We start from the raw sequence: 16,444 nt of genomic DNA, 5'->3' as shown, positions 1-16,444 counted from the left end.
CGCTGGATGAACCACCGCTATCGCAGGCAAGCCAGCTCCCACATTCGGCCGCATTTCAAAGCATGAACTCGGTCACCTGTAGGAGCCGGCTTGCCGGCGATGGCGGTGTGTCAGTCACCTATGAGCTGGTTGTACCGACGCTATCGCCGGCAAGCCGGCTCCTACCGTGTTGAGCGCATTCCATTACAATGCCTTCCACTCATTTCCCGGGGGCCTTCATGGACATCGAACTGGCACGCACTTTCCTCGAAATCACTCGCTGCGGCAGCCTGGCTGCGGCGGCCGAGAAGCTGCACGTCACCCAGACCGCGATCACCGCCAGGGTCAAGAACCTCGAAAGCCAGTTGGGCAGCACGTTGTTTGTACGCAACCGTGCCGGAGCGCGCCTGACGCCGGATGGCGAGGCCTTTGTGGTGTACGCCAACCAGTTGCTGCAAACCTGGGAAGCGGCCAAACGCGACCTGCCGTTGCCGGATGGCTATCGCAACGTGCTCCATATCGGTGGCGAAGTCAGCCTGTGCAACCCGTTGATGCTGGGCTGGGCCCAGGCCCTGCGCGAACACATCCCCGGCCATGCCCTGCGTACCGAGGTGCGTGAAGGCGAATACCTGCTGCGCCAACTGGAACTGGGGGTACTCGACGCGGCGCTGGTGTTCCAGCCGCAATACTGGCCCGGCTTGCAGGTGGAGCAGGTGCTGGAAGAAAAACTGATCCTGGTGCAGTTGGTCAGCAAGCCCGATCCCTACGTGTATATCGACTGGGGCCCGGGGTTTCGCCAGCAACACGACACCGCCCTGCCCGACAAGGCCCGTGCGGCACTGAGCTTCAACCTGGGGCCGCTGGCGTTGCAGTACATCCTGGAGAACGGCGGCGCCGGCTACTTCCGCACCCGTGTCGTGCAAAGCTACCTCGACAGCGGCGTGATGCAGCGGGTGCCCAAGGCGCCGGAGTTCAGTTTCCCCACGTACCTGGTGTATTCGCGGGCGCGGGATTCGGCGGTACTGCAACAGGCGCTGGAATTGCTGCGGGGAGTGGTCAAGGCGGAATCCGACTGGTCGCAGCGTTGGGATCCGTTGATTTGAGAACGGCGCCCGACTAGCACAATCACGAAGGGAGACTAAGCTCAGTCACCACAAAAAACACTATGAGCCCGCCACTATGCCTGACGCTACCGAGGCTTTTCGCGCCCGCTACCGCGCCGCCGTGTCCCGGCACTACAACCCCTGGCTTCACGCCGTCTTCGTGCTTCTCTACGGCGCAACCTGCATCACCCTGGCCTGGTCCTCAACCCAGTCCATCACCCCACTCCAGTGGCTGACCGTCCCCCTGACCCTGGTGTTCTTCAACCTCTGCATCTACCTCGTGCACCGCCACCTCGGCCACCACAAGCACAGCTTCGCCCGGCTGTTCTACGCCCGTCATACCGGCGACCACCACAGTTTTTTCACCCCTGGCCACATGACCTACGACAGCCCCCGAGACTGGCGTGTGATCCTCTTCCCCGCCTGGTTGATCGTGCTGCACAGCCTGGCGATCACCCTGCCCGCCTGGTGGTTGCTCAAGCAACTGAGCCCCAATGTCGCCGGGCTATTCGCGGGTTGCATGCTGCTGGGCTATCTGCTCTACGAAGTGTTCCACGCCTGTGAACACCTGCCCGTCGAACACCCGGTGGCGCGCCTGCCGTGGATCCGCCAGATGCACCGCTTGCACGCCCTGCACCACCGCCGCGAGCTGATGCAGGGGCGTAATTTCAATATTGTGTTTCCCCTAATGGACTACCTGTTCGGCACCCTGCACTGGGAGCCGAACGCCCACGACAATCAGGAACCGTCATGAGTACCCGCCCCAAGAAACTGCGTCATCTGCTGTTCGTATTGCTGCTGGCCGTGCTCGCCTTTTTGCTGTTGATGCCTACCAAGGTGCAGCCGGTGAACTGGTCCCCGCCCAAGGCGCCCTCGATGAAAGAGGGGCCCTTTGCCGAGAACTTACGCCTCAAGGATGTGCAACGGATCGGCGCCCAGGACATCGCCGGGCCCGAGGCCCTGCTGCTGGATGCCCAGGGTTTTCTGATCAGCGGGCTGCATGACGGGCGCATCATCCGCACCTCACCCGACAGCCACACCCTGGAAGTGCTGGCCAATACAGGTGGGCGGCCCCTCGGCATGGCACTGCACCCGGATGGGCGCCTGATCATTGCCGACGGGATCAAGGGCTTGCTCGCACTGGATGCGAACCGCCAGCTCGCGCCCCTGAGCAGCAGTGCCAATGGCGTGCCCTTCGGCTTTACCGATGACGTGGCCGTGGACGCCAGCGGGCGCTATGCCTACTTCAGCGATGCGTCGAGCCGCTGGGGTTACGGGCAGGACGGTGAAGCCGTGATCGAACACGGCGGTGACGGCCGGCTGTTGCGCTATGACTTCAGCAACGGCAGCACCGAGGTACTGCTCGATCACCTGCAATTTGCCAATGGCGTCGCCCTCGGCCCGGATGAAAACTACGTGCTGGTCAATGAAACCGGCGCCTATCGCATCAGCCGCTACTGGCTCAAGGGCGAACGAGCGGGCAGCCACGACCTGTTTATCGACAACTTGCCAGGTTTGCCGGACAACCTCAGTTTCAACGGCCACGACCGCTTCTGGGTGGCGCTGTACTCGCCACGCAACCCGCTGCTGGATGGTTTCGCCGGCTACCCATTGCTGCGCAAAGTGATGGTGCGGGCACTGATGGTGGTGCCCAAGCCGATCGAGCGTAAAGCCTTCGTACTGGGGCTGGATACCGAAGGCAAGGTCATCGCCAACCTGCAGGACGGCAGCGCAGGCAATTACTCGCCCATCACCACCGCCCGGGAATATGGCGACTGGCTGTACCTCGGTTCGTTGAAAAGCACGAGCATGGCGCGCCTGCCGCTGAAGCTGGCCCTGGCCCGGGAATGAAAAAAGGGGCAGCCCTTGCAGGCTGCCCCTCCTCGTTCACTCAGTGCATCAATGGATGATGTCCTGGGTGCAGATATGCCCGAAGGTCACGTAAGGCACGTTGTCGCCGCCCACGCCCACACCCGGGAACTCGTCCAGCTCGATCCGCCAGCCGCCGAAGTTGAAGGTGGTGGCCCAGTTGTACTTCACGCCGGTGCTGCTGTCCGGGTACTCCACGCGGTACTCGCCGAAGCAACTGCCCAGTGCCGCACCCGAGAGGGACGCACCCGCGCTGTCGGTGGTGGCCTTGAAGTCGGTCCAGTTGAACTCGGTGCCGGTGAAGTGCTTGTCAACCCGCAGCACCGGTGTAACGCCCAGCAGCGGTGCGCCCGTGGAGTCGGACCAGTTAGTGGTCCAGGTCAGGTTCCGTGCCGCCTGGGTGGCCATCCAGAAGATCGTGCTCGGCACGCGCACCACGTTGTCGCCCTTCACGTCGAAGCTGTTCAGGCGCGGCGCCGACCCCAGGGTGAGCTTGTATTGGGCGGTAGGGTCCTGGACCACGGCAGGGTTGGCCCGCACGCGAACCTGGGCCACATAGCCCGGCGTGACGCCGGAGAGAGTCATGCTGTTACCGGCCGGCACCACCACCCAGTTGTTGCCCTCCCGACGCTCGAAGATCCACTGGTTACGCACGCCCTTCTGGTCATCGCTCAGGGCCATCGCCACGTTCTGGCCACGGGTGGCCTGGAAGGCGAAGTAGTCGATATCGCTGGGGTTATCGATATTGCCCGTCACACGGTTCAGGGCATCGGGCAGCACGAACGAGGTCTGCGGAGTGTCGTTGGGTTCATAGGCATCGATGTTGAAGTCGACCCCCACGCCAAAACTGAACTGGGCGTTGTTGGCCTCGTTGGCCACCATGTACCAGTAGTAGTCACCTGCCGGCAGCACGGCGCTGATGTATTCATCAGCGTTGCCCGGGTTGTCGGACGTACCGAGAAGCTCCAGATTGCCCTGGCCATCGTCGCGGAACAGGCTCAGCGACATGTTGGCACCCGCACTCTGGTCAACCAGTTGCACCAGCGCACGACCGTTCTGAGGCAGGTGGAAGTGGTAGGGGAAGTCCTGGCCGGTCTGCACCTCGGTCAAGGTGTAGAGGGTGTTGATGTCCAGTGTCTGAAACAGCGGAACGAATTCGGCGGCAGCGACCTTGAGTTTGTCCTGGTCGGGCTTCTTCAGTTCGCTGTCGACGGTGGCGACGGCGGAGAGTTTCGCCGCCTTGCTCGCCACGGCCTTGGCCGGCGCTTTTGCGGTCATGGCCGCCTTGAGCTTCTGCTGAAGCTGGGAGGCAACCGCCTTGGACTCGAGCTTGCCACCGGACTTGAGGGCTTTGTGCACCGCCTCCTTGACGGCCTGGGCGCTCACCTTGGGCAGCGGTTGCGAAGGGTATTGCTCGGCCAGGGCAAAGGCCGAGACAAAGCAGGAGGCCGCCATGGCCGCGCCCAACATAAAGGCTTTTTTCGATTTCATTTTTTATCCATCCATAGTTAAAAACTGAAGTGCAGGTGACATCCGGTCACCTGGGATGGAATCTAGCCAGATACTGTATGCATGTCCAGTATTTTTATGAAATTTTCTTCACCTAATAGCCGGTCATTTCCAGGTAGCCAACCCCGCCATCGAACTGCACCGGCCCTTCCCAGTAAGGAATGCTCAGGTTCATCCAGGCCTTCGGGTTGACCGCCTGTGCGGTGATATCCAGCTGTTTGCCGGGGATTTTCAGCGACCAGCGCGTGGGAATTCGGCGCCCGTCGATGTCGGTGGTGGCGAGTGGCGTGAGCTGGATGTCGGCGTTGTGCAGGGTCTGGGTGCGGCCCTGCGCATCGATCCAGGTGCCCGTCAGGTAACCCTCACCGTCGGTTTGCCGCACGCGAAACAGCATCAATTGCTCGCCACGGTCCAGGTGCAGGGAGAACCAGTCCCAGCCGGTCTGGCTGACGGCCAGGGGTTGGCTGCTCCACTCGCGGTCGAGCCAGGCGCTGCCACTGACCTGATACGCCTTGCCGTCGATCGTCACGTTGCCGCTGGCGGTGAAAAAAGGCTGGCTGTAGTAATACGACGCCTGGCCCTGATCGGATTTGCGGCTGTAGCCGTTATCGCCTTGCAGCACCAACGGGCGGCTGGAGGTCAGGTGCAAGTCATAGGCGAACTGCGGGCCATGGGCCTTGAGTTGCATGTCGGCCAGGGAGCTGGTGGCGCCGGGGCGAGTGGCGAAATTCCAGTCGTCGATCCACGCATTGAACGGCGCCGCCTGGGCGCCGGCCTGGCCAACACCGCCGCGCGCATAACGCTCGGCGGCGTAATGCCGGGTGGCCGAAGTGACGGCCGCGTGCCCCAGCCAGATCGTCGGGTCCTGCCACCCCGCCTGCGCCGGCCCAGCCTTGAGGGCGTTGCGAAACAAGGTCCACTGCACGCCGAACACATTGCCCTCGGCATCCTTGAGGTTGGCGGTAACGTACCACCATTCGATGCGGAAACCGGCGTGGGGCCCGTGGTCCTCGGGAAAGCTGAACACCCTGCCCGGCACCACCTGGTCAAAGTCCGCAGCCTCACTGCCCAAGCCGGCGAAACTTTCCTGGGGTGCGGGCGCCTGATCGCAGGCACTCAACAGCACCAGCAAGGCCCCGGCCAGCAACGCCTTAATCTTCATGGGCAAAGGTCCTCAGCAAGTCCGCCGGGCGACTGCGGTACAACTGCCACAGCGGCCAGGCCGACGCCAGAGAAGTGGCCAACATCGCCAGCCCCAGCAGTTGCGCCAGTTGCCACGGGAACACCTGCAACGGCAGGCGCCAACCGAACGCCTGCACATTGATCACCGCGTCCAGGCACCAGGCCAGCAACAGGCCCAGGGGCAACGCCAGCACCAGGGTCAACAGCGCCAACAGCCAGGTCTGCGCCAAATTGAGCAGCATCAGTTGGCGACGCGTTACCCCCAACGCCCACAACGGCGCGAGCTGGCCGAGACGGCTCTGGCTCTGGGTCAATAGGCTGATGAACAGCGCCACGCCGGCCACCCCGAGGGTGAGGCTGTTCAGCGCGGCGGTGGCGGCAAAGGTGCGTTCGAACACCTGGCTCGAATAGCCCTTGAGTTGCTGCTGATCGACGATGCGGCTGTCCTCCAGTGCAAACGCGTGTTGCACGTCTTGCACCAGCGGCGCGATGTCCTCGGGGGCCATGCGCAGGTTGAAACGTGCCGGTGACAGCGCCGGCCAATGGGCCAACAAATGGGTGGAATTGACCAGCACGTGGCCCTTGGGGTTGCCATAGTCGGCGTAGATACCCACCACCGTGGGTGACCAGGGCCCCTGAGGCGTTGGGATACTCACCTCATCGCCCAGCCGCACGTTCAAGCGCCGCGCCAGTTGCTCGCTGAGCATCAGCGTGTCGCCGTGCTGCAATCGGTCCCAAGGTTGATTAACCGCGTCCAGCAGAGGCCAGTGCTGGCGATAAGTGGGGTCGTCGATCACCCCAAACAGGTCAGCCGGCCAGCCTTGCAACTGCGTCGACACTTGCCAGGTCGGCAGTACCGTTTTCACCGTTGGCTGCTGCGCCAACCAGTGGCTCATTTGATCGGCCTGCGCCGGGTTCTGCGGATTGAGATACAGCTCGGCGGTGAGGCGTTGTTCCAGCCAGTTGTTGAAGGTCTGGCGAAAGCCCGAGGTCATGGAGCCCGCGCCGATGTTCGCCGCCAGCGCCAACAGCAGCGCCATCAACGCCAGGCTCAACGCCGGCAGTTGCTGGCGACAGTCGGCGAGAAACCATTGCCCCAGCACCGACCGACTGCGCCCGAGCACCGCCTTCAACACCGTATTGAGGATCACCGGTAAACCCAGGGCAGCCCCCAGCAGCAAGGCGGCCATCAGCACAAAACCGGCAGCCAGGCTGTTACCCAATCCCAACGCCAGCAGCGCGACCAGCAACGCCGCAGCCGCGACCCAACCCTGGCGTCGCAACCAGCGCCCATGGGCCTCGTGCCAGGCCTGGGCATTGGCCAGTGCCAGCAACGGCAGGCGCGCCGCCCGCCACAGGCTGCTCGCGCCCGCCAACAGCGCGCCGAGCAGGCTCAAGCCCAACCCCGTCAACCACCAGCCAGGGCTCAAGCTCAACTGGCCGGGCACTTCGGCGCCGTACAAGCCACGCAAGCTGGCCGCCACGTCCGGCAGCAACAGGCTGGCCACCAGGTAACCGCTGGCCACGCCAAGCACACCACCGAGCAGCGACAATACGCCCAGCTCCACCCCCAGGCTGAGGATCAGCATCCGCGCACTGACCCCGCAAGCGCGCAAGGTACGCAGCAGCCCACGCCGTTGCTCCAGCGCCAGGCCGATGGCGGCATGCACGATAAACAATCCCACCACAAACGACAGCAAGCCGAGGGCGTCGAGGTTCAGGTGAAAGCTTTCGGTCAGCCGCGAAAGGTTGTTGTCCTCGGCCAGATGCAGTTGCAATTCGGCGGGCGGGGTGGGATGGGTGGCGGCAAAGGTGTTGTCCAGCAGCAGCCGCGACAGGCGCCCGGGCATCTCCAGCAAGGGTTGGGCAAAGCCGATGTCGGTGAGCAACAACCCGGGGGCCATGTCTGCCTGGGCCTGCAACGGCGGCAAGGTTTGCCCGTTTGCCGTCTGCGGCTGTTCGCCATCGTGCAGGCCCAGGGCTTGCAAGGTTTGCGGAGCAATCCAGGTGCGTCCAGGCGGCGCGAAGAATGCAGCCATCTGCGCCTGGCTCAGGTGTTGCCCGGCCACTGCGGCATTCCCCGGCAATGACACCGGATCGATGCCCATCAATTGGAGGCGCACCTCCTCATGCCCCTTGAGTACCACCCGCCCCTGCACCACCGGCGACACCGGCCACCCCGCGCGGCGCAACTGGGCAAACAGGCCCTGGGGGAAGCTCGATGCACCGGTCGCACTGAGGCTGGCTTGAGGCTCACCACCGATCAATTGGCTGGCGCGTGCGTAGCTGTCCCGCGCCTGGCTGTTGAGCGCCTGCACACCGGTCAACAACGCCGTGGCCAGCCACAGGCCGGTCAACACGCTGAAGAACTGCACGGGATGGCGCCGCCAGTGGCTTAGCAGCGCACGCAACGCCCAATAAAAAACGGCCACCTCAACGCGCGTCCGCAGGTACGACACGGCCACGCTGCAACACCACCTGGCGGTCGAGCCGTGCAGCAATGCGCGGGCTGTGCGTGACCATCAGCAGGCTGGTGGGGCTGTCGCGCAACAGATCCAGCAACAGTTGCAGCACGTCATCGCTGGTGGCTTCGTCGAGGTTGCCGGTGGGTTCATCGGCCAGCAACAAGCCCGGTCGCGAGGCCAATGCGCGCCCCACCGCCACCCGCTGTTGCTGGCCACCGGAGAGCTGCTCCGGGTAGCGCTTGAGCAAGTCGCCCAGCCCCAGGCGCTCCACCAGGTGCGCCTGCCACTGCGGGTCAAATCGCCCGGCCAGGCGCGCCTGGAACGCCAGGTTGTCCTCCACGCGCAAACTGCCGATCAGGTTGAACTGCTGGAACACCAGACCGATCTCGGTGCGCCGCCAGTGGGCCAGTTGCGCCTCACTCAATTGGTCAAGGCGCTGCTCGCCCACCTGGATGCTGCCACCGTCCACCCGGTCCAGGCCGGCCACCAGGTGCAGCAGCGTGCTCTTGCCACTGCCCGACTCGCCCATCAGCGCCAGACTGCTGCGCGCCGCCAACTGCAAGTCGACACCCGCCAGCACCGCCAGGGGCCCTTGCGCGGTGGCGTAGCTCTTGAGAACACCTTGCACCTGCAACATAAATACGCTCGTTCGGGGGTCTGCAAACGAGGATAACGGCTGACTTTGCGCCCCGTGCGAATTTTTCACATGGATTTCACCGCCCGCCCACCCACGCCTCTCTAAATTGCCCACCAAGCGTCGTAGAGCGGCAACTTGTTAGTTGCCAGCGACGACAACTTTTAACAGCTGGATGTTCAGCGAAAAGACAGCAGCCCTGTGACAGTCTCCTACTCCACTACGGGCATCCGTCAATGCGCTGCGCCTGTTTGATAACAACACTGCCAACAGTGCCCATGGTGAATAGTGTGGTTGACCTTACCCTGACCAAACCGCGTGTGCGCCGAAGCCTTTTCAGACGCCTGAAAAGACTCTGGCTGGGCATTGCCATCGTCAGTCTGCTGGTGTCCGGTTTCGTGTTCTGGCCCAGGTCGCCGACGAACCTGGGCGTGCGCAACCACCTGATCAACTCCGGGCTCCTGGCCAGTTGGCGCAACGGTGACGTGGTGGTGCTGGTACGCCATGAAGAACGCTGCGACCGCTCGACCAACCCCTGCTTCGGCCCCGCCGATGGCCTCACGATCAACGGCACGCAGCATGCCACCGAATTGGGCAAAGCCTTCCACGCCTTGGGCATGCAGGCCACTGACGTGCTCAGCAGCCCCACCACCCGCACCGCCCAGACGTCGCTGTTCGTGTTCGGCAAGACCGAGCTATCCGCTGGCCCGCTGGCCATCTGTGGAGACGCCATGGGTGAAGAGATCCTCAGCAACAAACGTCCCGATCACAACCTGGTGCTGATCACACACAGTGCCTGCATCAACGACTTCGAACAGGCCTTGGGTTTCCCCCACGCCATCACCGCCGAATACGGCAGCGCCCTGTTCGTCAAGGTACTGCCCAATGGCAAGTTCAAAACCCTGGGCATCATGAACAGCCAGGATTGGCCCGCCGCGCTCAAACAACTTTAAACACACTTTTTTACATATCCAGCGGCTGTCGTGTTCAGCAAAACGACAGCCCGTTTCTGGCATGTTTAGTTGTGCCTGTTAGTTAGGGACGCCATGATTATTTTCAGTGACTTAGTGAACATTTTGATGTTTTGCACTACTACTTTCCTGCACCCTTTTTCTGCCACTGAACGTCAAGGAGCGACGTTTTCATGACTCGTTTGAAACCCCTGCCCGTATTGCTGCTGGCATTCGCTGTGTTCTACCTGTTGCCCATGGGCCTGCACGGCCTGTGGATTCCGGATGAAACACGCTACGCCCAGATCAGCCAGGAAATGCTCCTGAGCGGCAACTGGGTCTCCCCCCATTTCATGGGCGTGCGCTACTTCGAAAAACCCTCTGCCGGCTATTGGCTTATTGCCCTCGGCCAGGCGGTGTTTGGTGAAAACCTGTTCGGCGTGCGCATTGCCTCGGCCATCACCACCGGCCTGAGCGTGCTGTTGGCGTATCTCATCGCACGTCGCCTGTGGAACGACCCGCGCAAGAGCTTCGCCTGCGCCCTGCTCTACATGAGCTTTGGCCTGGTGGCCGGGCAAGCCGGGTATTCGAACCTCGATCCGCAGTTCACCTTCTGGGTCAACCTGAGCTTCGTCGCACTCTGGTTCGCTCTCGACAGCCAAACCACGCGTGGCCGACTCGGTGCCTGGGTGTTGCTGGGCGTGGCCTGCGCCATGGGCTTCATGACCAAGGGCTTCCTGGCGTGGCTGTTGCCCGTGTTGATCGCCGTGCCGTACATGCTTTGGCAACGCCGCCTGGGCGAATTGGTGCGCTATGGCTCGCTGGCCATCCTGGTAGCGGTGGTGGTATGCCTGCCGTGGGTGTGGGCGATTCATCTGCAGGAGCCGGACTACTGGCGCTTCTTCTTCTGGCACGAGCACATCCGCCGTTTCTCTGCCGACAATGCCCAGCACGCCCGCCCGTGGTGGTTCTTCCTGCCGATCATGGTGGTGTCGTGCCTGCCGTGGGCGGCGCTGTTGCCCAGCACCGCGCTCAAGACCTGGAAAGAAAAAGCCCAGCCGAAGATGGTGTTCCTGGCCCTGTGGCTGCTGCTGCCCCTGGGTTTTTTCAGCCTGAGCAACGGCAAGCTGCCGACCTACATCATGCCGTGCCTGCTGCCCCTGGCCTTGCTGATGGGGCATGCCCTGATCGACCAGGTCAGCCAGGGCAAGACCCGCGCCTTGCGCTTCAACGGCCTGCTCAACTTCGCCATCGGCCTCATGGCCATGGGCGCGCTGATCTACCTGCAGATCGATGACCCGCTCTACAGCAACAGCCACGCCGAGATGTTCAGCCTGTCCCTGGCCTTTATCGTGCTGCTGGGCTGGATCCTCGCCAACCTGTTGCAAGCGTTCCGCCCGCTGACCCTGTGGGCCATGCCGGCGCTGGGCATCGGCCTGCTGGTGGCGTTGCTGCCGGCCGGCATGCCTGAAGAAATCACCGATAACGAAATGCCCGACCAGTTTGTGCTGGAGCATCTGGATGAATTGCAACAAACCCATGCTTTGCTGAGCAACGAATTGGGTTCGGCGTCTGCCTTGTCCTGGCGCCTGCGCAGGCCAGAAGTGGCGTTCTACGACACCGAAGGCGAACTGCGCTATGGCCTCAAGTACGCGGGTTCAGTGCACCGCAAAGTCAGCCTGGAGAGTGTCCAGCCGTGGCTGGCCGAGGCTCGCCAACAGGGTTCGGTCGGCGTGCTGATGCGGGTCAAGAGCACCAGCGAACACCGCGAGGAAGGCCAACTGCCGGCGGACGGCAAGCGTTATCGCAAGGGCGCCCTGCTACTCATCATTTACCCGAAACTTCCTTAACGCGACGCCTGCCACGAGTACAGCCCCATGAGTGTCTGGAAAACCGAACGCGGCGCCCTGCTGTTGCTGCTGGGCGTCTCGGCGCTGCTGCTGTTGGCAGGCCTGGGCAGCCGCGACTTGTGGGGGCCGGAAACCCGCTGGGCCAACATCGCCCTGCAGATGCTGCAAAGCGGCGATTACTTCGACCCGTTTCTCAAGGGCGCACCCTACTACGACAAACCCCTGCCGTCGTACTGGCTGATCACCGGCTTTGCCAACCTGATGGGCGGGCTCGGCCCGTGGTCGTTGCGCCTGTCGTCGGTGATCGCGGCGTGGCTGAGCATCTGGCTGGTCTACCTGATCGGCGAGCGCCTGTTCCGCAAAGGCACCGGGCTGATTGCCGGCTGGATGCTCGCCACCACCTTCTACTTCCTGTTCTGGGCCCGCGTGGCCACTGCCGACATACTCACCGTGTGCGGCGTGCTGGCGGCCGTGTGGTGGTACTGGCGTGGGCCGGATGACACTCGGCTGGGTCGCTACTGCGTGTTTTTCCTGCTGCTGGCAGCCACGTCGCTGTTCAAGGGCCTGATCGGTTTTGTGCTGCCCGGCCTGGTGCTGCTGCCACACCTGCTCAGCGAGGGGCGTTACAAGGGCCACCTCAACCTGCGCCTGCTGCTGGCGCTGGTGATTGCGGCGGGGTTCTATGCGATTCCGTTCGTGCTGTCTCACCTCTACGGCGCACCGACCTACGGCGAAAGCGGCCTGGAGCTGGTGTTCAAGGAAAACGTGGTGCGCTTCTTCGACCCCTTCGACCACATGGGGCCGATCTACACCTACCTGATCTACCTGCCCGCCTACACCCTGCCCTGGGCACCGTGCTGGGTGCTTGGCCTGTGGCTGGCAATGCGGCACTGGCAGCAAATCCCACCCAACGTACGTTGGCTGGTATGGGGCCTGGGCCTGCTGTTTGTGTTCTTTACCGCCAGTGGCAGCCGCCGCAGCTACTACGTGCTGCCGCTGGTGCCGTTTGCACAACTGCTGGCCGCCTGGTGGCTAAGCGAACGCCTGCAGAAAAAACCGGCCAGCTGGCCGCGTTGGCAGAAAGGTTTTGGCATCGCCGCTGCACTGATGCTGCTGGTGCTGGGCGTGGTCTACCCGTGGACCAACGGCAACGGCGGCGTCACGCGTTTCGTCGAAGACGTGCAAACCCAGGCCGTCAAGACCGCGCCGTGGAACCAGTGGCAGATGGTGCTGGTGGAAGTCGACAACAAGCTGCCGATGTACCTGCAAAACGGCGGCAAACCGTTCTACTACGTCGCCGAAACCCAGGACTTCCCACGCCAAGGCGACAGCGCCGCGATGCTGGCCTGGCTGGAGAAAACCAGCGGCCAGGCCTTCGACCCGCAACGCACGATCATCTTCGCGCAATACACCAAGGACGATCCCACGCCGCTGGCCTACTTGGGGGCTGATCATCAGGTGATCACCACCCAACCGGACAATGGCGAGCGGCTGTTTCAAAAGCGTGGCGGTGGCAGCGTGGCGTTTGTGCCATCGGCCCGATAGGCCAGCGAACTACTCGTCGCAGGCCTTGCGGTTGATGATGATTTTCTCCCGGGTGCCTTAGTCAATCAGGCTGCGAAGCAACTGGAAGAGTGGGTCGGCGTCGGTGTAGCGCTTGCCGTAGGCCAGGTTGAACTCATAGTCGAAACCGGGTGGGTTCCTGCCCTGGTTGTGTTGCAGGAGGGTCTCCAGCTTGTCCAACGCCTTGACGGCCAGGGCCTCCGGCGACTGCGCACGTTCGTAGTCATCCCAGAGCGCCAGCACCTCGGCCTGCAGCCTGTCATCCAAGGTGCGGGTCAGGCTCAGCAGATCGTTTCGCTCTTGCTCGCCTTTGTTGGGGAACAACGCCTGGCTGACGGCAGGAATGTCGCCATTGATCGCCTCGCCCAGATCATGAATGACGCACATCTTGAGCACCTTCAGCACATCGAGATGGGCCAGTTGGTCGGCGAAGACCATCACCATCAGGCACAGGCGCCAGCTATGTTCTGCGGTACTTTCGGCGCGCCCCGATGAGGTGTGCGCGCTTCTGAGCACGTCCTTGAGTTTTTCCGCCTCGCGAAGAAATTCAAGCCGCCCTTTGATTGTTTCAATCTTCATAACACCCTCTGCACACGCTATACGCCATCATTGCCAGCCTAGGCGCGGCAGGGGTGGGCGTCCACGCATAAAATATGCGTCGGCCAGGGTTTCAGAGTGTCTCGACCAGACGCGCGGCCGTTCCGTCCGAGAGTGGAATTCGCGTCCAGCGACAACGACCGGGGCGAATGGGGACAAGCACGGAGTCGTTGGCACCCGTGGTGAACTCCAGCGCCGGCGGCGCCAACGCGTCCCGCCATCCGGCTGCCTTGAGGGCCAGCTCCTTGCTGACGATGTCCGGCGTCGCGAAACGCCAGAGCGACTGCCCCAGCAACTCGCTGACAGGCCGGGTGAACTCGGCGGCCCGACCCGGCGAGCACGCCAGCAAACGATGGGTCAGGTCACAAATGAGGTGCATGGGCCGTGGGCTCTCGCTGACCAACCTGGCCAGCACTTGGTCGGCCGCGCCATCCAGGCGAGCCGCCAACAAGCCCTCCAACTGCTTGTGTGCCGCGCAGTCCATGGATTGCGTGCCGCTTTCCCAACGCGAAATGGTCGACTGAGTGACGCCGAACAGCTGCGCGGCATGCAACTGTTTGACGCGGTGCAGCAGGCGCCAGCGTCGCAGCGCAATGCCAGGCAGGGCCAGGGGAAGCAAGGTGTCAGGCATTCTGGGCTACTGAAGGATTGCCGGGTGTGCCAGTCTGGGGGATCCACGCCCTGCCCGCAAATGCACGGGATAAACGGGCATCGGCTCAGCGCTCAGGGGTGTACTTGCGCGTGTGTGGCAAGCCCGCCACGCCAGGATCGACCGCTAACCCCGCCACCTGTTCCTGCACTGCCCGCCCCTCTGCCCGGTTGCGGATAAACCCGGCGCGGGTGAAGCGTTCCAGAAACGGTACGGGCAGCGTCTTGTCCGGCGTGACCAGCGGGTGCTCGGCCACATCGCCGAACAGGGTGTAGGCCGCGCTCGGCAAGTGCCGCGTATTGAGGTCACTGGTGAGGCGGCCTTCCTGCAGGACGATGGCGCGGTTGGTCACCCGTTGCAGGTCGGACAAGCGTTGGGAGATGTAGAGGATGGCCACGCCCCGGGCGCGCTGGCTGTCGATCAGGCCCAGCAGGCGCTCGGCATCGAGTTCCGATAGCGCAGCGGTGGGCTCGTCGAGGATCAGCAACTTGGGTTGCAGGGCAAAGGCCCGGGCCAGCACCAGCAGTTGCCGATCGGCCTGGCCGAGGCGTTCCACCGGGTGTTGCAGCGGCAGGTCCAGGCCCAGCCCGTCGGCGATGGCCTGGGCGCGCTGCAGCAGGTTCTTGCGGTTAAGCAGGAAGTCGGCGTCGGGCTGGCACAGCTCGTCGAGCAACAGGTTCTCGGCCACGCTCAGGCCGGGGGCGATACCGTCATCGGGGCGCTGGTGCACCGCAACGATGCCGACGCGACGGGCCGACAACGGTGAAATAAACCGCTGCTGCACCCCATCGACCCACACTTCACCCGCATCCGGTGCCAACAGGCCGCCGAGGATTTTCACCAGGGTCGACTTGCCGGCCCCGCTGGCACCCAGCAATGCCACGCCTTCACCCGGGTAAATGTCCAGGTTGACCTGATCCAGCGCCGACTGGGCGCCAAAGGCCTTGCTCAGGTGACGCACACGGACCAACGGCGCGGGTGCTGCGGCAACGGGGTTGCTCATGGCTAATCTCTAAGGCGGAACGATGACTCATTACAACGCGCGAAGACGCTGATTTATTCCGTGCAACAATGAGTTAGGTCCCGAATTAAATGCATTACCTTATGAACAATCCAATAGCTGAATCGCATAGCTCAGAGTTTTTTGGTTATAAGCGTTTTGCCAGCAGGGTGTTGAATGCATTCAGCACCTGCGCCGGCTTTTCCAGCATCAGTTGATGACCGCACGCCTCCAGCACCTGGAACTGCGCATCAGGCAATTGCGCGGCCAGGGCCTGGCCGCCACTGGCGGGCGTCAAGCCGTCGCTGTCACCGGCCAGAACACTCACCGGCAACGCCAGGGTGGGGATCTGTAAAGCGTCGGGCCAGCGGGCGTGCTTCATCAGTGCCTTGAACATGTACAGCGGGTTGCGCTCGGTGAGCTTCTCTTCGTAGGCCACCAGCGCCGGGTCGGCCGTGGCGTGCCAGGCGCGCTCGCGAAAGCCTTTGGCCAACAGCGGCCGCAACCATTCGAGCAACCAGGCCGGCAAGGACATCAGCCCGCCACGGGTCACCGGCCGGTGCAGCATCGTGCCCAGCAACAGCACCGCTTCGACGCTCACGCCGCTGTCGGCCAAGAGCGTGCTCAGGCTCAGCCCGGTGCCAAAGGAATGGGCCACGATCACGTTGTGCGCACGCCCGTAGCGCTGCAGGATCGCCCCATAGTCCGCCACCAGTTCCGACCAGGCGTAGGCGTTTTCATCGCGGGGCTTGGCGCTGTCGCCATGGCCCAGCAGGTCCCAGGCCACCAGGCTATAGCCGTCGGCTTTTAGCGCCTGCCACTGCAGGCGCCATTGGTCCTTGTTGCCACCGGCGCCGTGGCAGAAAAACACCACCGCGTCGGGCTGGGTGGTGCCTACATGGTGGGCAATGCTCAGGGAGCGGTTGGGGCGGATGTCCAAGCGCTGGCCGCGGACGATGGGCAGGTCTGTCAATGGGGCATTCATAAACGCCACGCTCCTCGATAAATACACTCGGTCGGTGTGGGGGGGGGGGGGGGGGGGGGGGGGGGGGGGGGGGGGGGGGGGGGGGGGGGGGGGGGGGGGGGGGAGGGGA

14 protein-coding genes are annotated in these 16,444 nt (G+C 63.3%); 6 read left to right on the top strand and 8 right to left on the bottom strand.

What is annotated here, in order from left to right; all coding sequences use genetic code 11:
- Positions 1-218: 218 nt before the first annotated feature.
- From AC07SU_RS04815 to AC07SU_RS04805, 3 genes are all read left to right on the top strand, one after another.
- The gene (locus AC07SU_RS04815; protein ID WP_176998959.1) at positions 219-1,082 is read left to right on the top strand and encodes a LysR family transcriptional regulator; all 864 of its coding nucleotides are present in this window, start codon (positions 219-221) and stop codon (positions 1,080-1,082) included.
- A 76-nt stretch (positions 1,083-1,158) separates the two neighbouring features.
- Positions 1,159-1,836, top strand: a complete 678-nt coding sequence (locus AC07SU_RS04810) for a sterol desaturase family protein (RefSeq protein WP_494996364.1) — start codon at positions 1,159-1,161, stop codon at positions 1,834-1,836.
- Positions 1,833-2,933: an SMP-30/gluconolactonase/LRE family protein gene (locus AC07SU_RS04805; RefSeq protein ID WP_494996363.1), complete on the top strand. Its 1,101-nt coding sequence runs from the start codon at positions 1,833-1,835 to the stop codon at positions 2,931-2,933. Before AC07SU_RS04810 ends, AC07SU_RS04805 begins: the two co-directional genes overlap by 4 nt.
- A 48-nt stretch (positions 2,934-2,981) precedes the next feature.
- Here AC07SU_RS04805 and AC07SU_RS04800 read toward each other — a convergent pair whose 3' ends face one another.
- The 4 genes from AC07SU_RS04800 to AC07SU_RS04785 form a co-directional block, all read right to left on the bottom strand.
- Entirely contained in the window at positions 2,982-4,442 is a 1,461-nt protein-coding gene (locus AC07SU_RS04800; protein ID WP_494996362.1) for a hypothetical protein, read from the bottom strand.
- A gap of 112 nt (positions 4,443-4,554) precedes the next feature.
- Positions 4,555-5,622, bottom strand: a complete 1,068-nt coding sequence (locus tag AC07SU_RS04795) for a lipocalin-like domain-containing protein (protein WP_494996361.1) — start codon at positions 5,620-5,622, stop codon at positions 4,555-4,557.
- Positions 5,612-8,074: an ABC transporter permease gene (locus tag AC07SU_RS04790; RefSeq protein WP_494996360.1), complete on the bottom strand. Its 2,463-nt coding sequence runs from the start codon at positions 8,072-8,074 to the stop codon at positions 5,612-5,614. Before AC07SU_RS04790 ends, AC07SU_RS04795 begins: the two co-directional genes overlap by 11 nt.
- Before the next feature lies 1 nt (position 8,075).
- Complete coding sequence (locus AC07SU_RS04785) at positions 8,076-8,744, bottom strand: ABC transporter ATP-binding protein (protein WP_176998965.1); 669 nt, start codon at positions 8,742-8,744, stop codon at positions 8,076-8,078.
- 275 nt (positions 8,745-9,019) lie between these two features.
- Between AC07SU_RS04785 and pmrG the strand changes: the two genes are divergently transcribed.
- The 3 genes from pmrG to AC07SU_RS04770 all read left to right on the top strand — a co-directional run bounded on the left by pmrG (position 9,020) and on the right by AC07SU_RS04770 (position 13,086).
- The gene (gene pmrG / locus AC07SU_RS04780; RefSeq protein WP_176998966.1) at positions 9,020-9,694 is read left to right on the top strand and encodes a lipopolysaccharide core heptose(II)-phosphate phosphatase PmrG; all 675 of its coding nucleotides are present in this window, start codon (positions 9,020-9,022) and stop codon (positions 9,692-9,694) included.
- Between the two features lie 191 nt (positions 9,695-9,885).
- Entirely contained in the window at positions 9,886-11,541 is a 1,656-nt protein-coding gene (arnT, locus tag AC07SU_RS04775; RefSeq protein ID WP_494996359.1) for a lipid IV(A) 4-amino-4-deoxy-L-arabinosyltransferase, read from the top strand.
- A 27-nt stretch (positions 11,542-11,568) separates the two neighbouring features.
- Positions 11,569-13,086 carry an ArnT family glycosyltransferase gene (locus tag AC07SU_RS04770; protein WP_494996358.1) on the top strand — a complete coding sequence of 506 codons (1,518 nt, stop codon included), beginning with the start codon at positions 11,569-11,571 and terminating at the stop codon, positions 13,084-13,086.
- A 57-nt stretch (positions 13,087-13,143) separates the two neighbouring features.
- On the opposite strand, the gene AC07SU_RS04765 is transcribed toward AC07SU_RS04770, so the two are convergent.
- The 4 genes from AC07SU_RS04765 to AC07SU_RS04750 form a co-directional block, all read right to left on the bottom strand.
- Positions 13,144-13,683 (bottom strand): HD domain-containing protein, encoded by a 540-nt coding sequence (locus AC07SU_RS04765; RefSeq protein ID WP_494996357.1) that lies wholly within the window; start codon positions 13,681-13,683, stop codon positions 13,144-13,146.
- Positions 13,684-13,774: 91 nt separating this feature from the next.
- Positions 13,775-14,332, bottom strand: coding sequence for a transcriptional regulator (locus AC07SU_RS04760; protein ID WP_494996356.1), 558 nt, complete (start codon positions 14,330-14,332; stop codon positions 13,775-13,777).
- Between the two features lie 85 nt (positions 14,333-14,417).
- A complete protein-coding gene (locus AC07SU_RS04755; protein WP_494996355.1) occupies positions 14,418-15,353 on the bottom strand; it encodes an ATP-binding cassette domain-containing protein in 936 nt (311 codons plus the stop codon).
- Positions 15,354-15,498: 145 nt separating this feature from the next.
- Positions 15,499-16,335, bottom strand: coding sequence for an alpha/beta fold hydrolase (locus AC07SU_RS04750; RefSeq protein ID WP_494996354.1), 837 nt, complete (start codon positions 16,333-16,335; stop codon positions 15,499-15,501).
- Positions 16,336-16,444: the final 109 nt, after the last annotated feature.

It is taken from the genome of Pseudomonas sp. GW821-FHT05H12, from assembly GCF_059419385.1.
The sequence above is the reverse complement of the archived record's forward strand: the minus strand, read 5'-3'. Positions and strand labels throughout refer to the sequence as shown.

Coding starts and splice junctions, on each gene's coding strand:
- AC07SU_RS04800 (WP_494996362.1), bottom strand. CDS start 4,442: ATGAAATCGAAAAAAGCCTTTATGTTGGGCGCGGCCATGGCGGCCTCC.
- arnT (WP_494996359.1), top strand. CDS start 9,886: ATGACTCGTTTGAAACCCCTGCCCGTATTGCTGCTGGCATTCGCTGTG.
- AC07SU_RS04795 (WP_494996361.1), bottom strand. CDS start 5,622: ATGAAGATTAAGGCGTTGCTGGCCGGGGCCTTGCTGGTGCTGTTGAGT.
- pmrG (WP_176998966.1), top strand. CDS start 9,020: ATGGTGAATAGTGTGGTTGACCTTACCCTGACCAAACCGCGTGTGCGC.
- AC07SU_RS04760 (WP_494996356.1), bottom strand. CDS start 14,332: ATGCCTGACACCTTGCTTCCCCTGGCCCTGCCTGGCATTGCGCTGCGA.
- AC07SU_RS04750 (WP_494996354.1), bottom strand. CDS start 16,335: ATGAATGCCCCATTGACAGACCTGCCCATCGTCCGCGGCCAGCGCTTG.
- AC07SU_RS04810 (WP_494996364.1), top strand. CDS start 1,159: ATGCCTGACGCTACCGAGGCTTTTCGCGCCCGCTACCGCGCCGCCGTG.
- AC07SU_RS04755 (WP_494996355.1), bottom strand. CDS start 15,353: ATGAGCAACCCCGTTGCCGCAGCACCCGCGCCGTTGGTCCGTGTGCGT.
- AC07SU_RS04805 (WP_494996363.1), top strand. CDS start 1,833: ATGAGTACCCGCCCCAAGAAACTGCGTCATCTGCTGTTCGTATTGCTG.
- AC07SU_RS04815 (WP_176998959.1), top strand. CDS start 219: ATGGACATCGAACTGGCACGCACTTTCCTCGAAATCACTCGCTGCGGC.
- AC07SU_RS04770 (WP_494996358.1), top strand. CDS start 11,569: ATGAGTGTCTGGAAAACCGAACGCGGCGCCCTGCTGTTGCTGCTGGGC.
- AC07SU_RS04765 (WP_494996357.1), bottom strand. CDS start 13,683: ATGAAGATTGAAACAATCAAAGGGCGGCTTGAATTTCTTCGCGAGGCG.
- AC07SU_RS04785 (WP_176998965.1), bottom strand. CDS start 8,744: ATGTTGCAGGTGCAAGGTGTTCTCAAGAGCTACGCCACCGCGCAAGGG.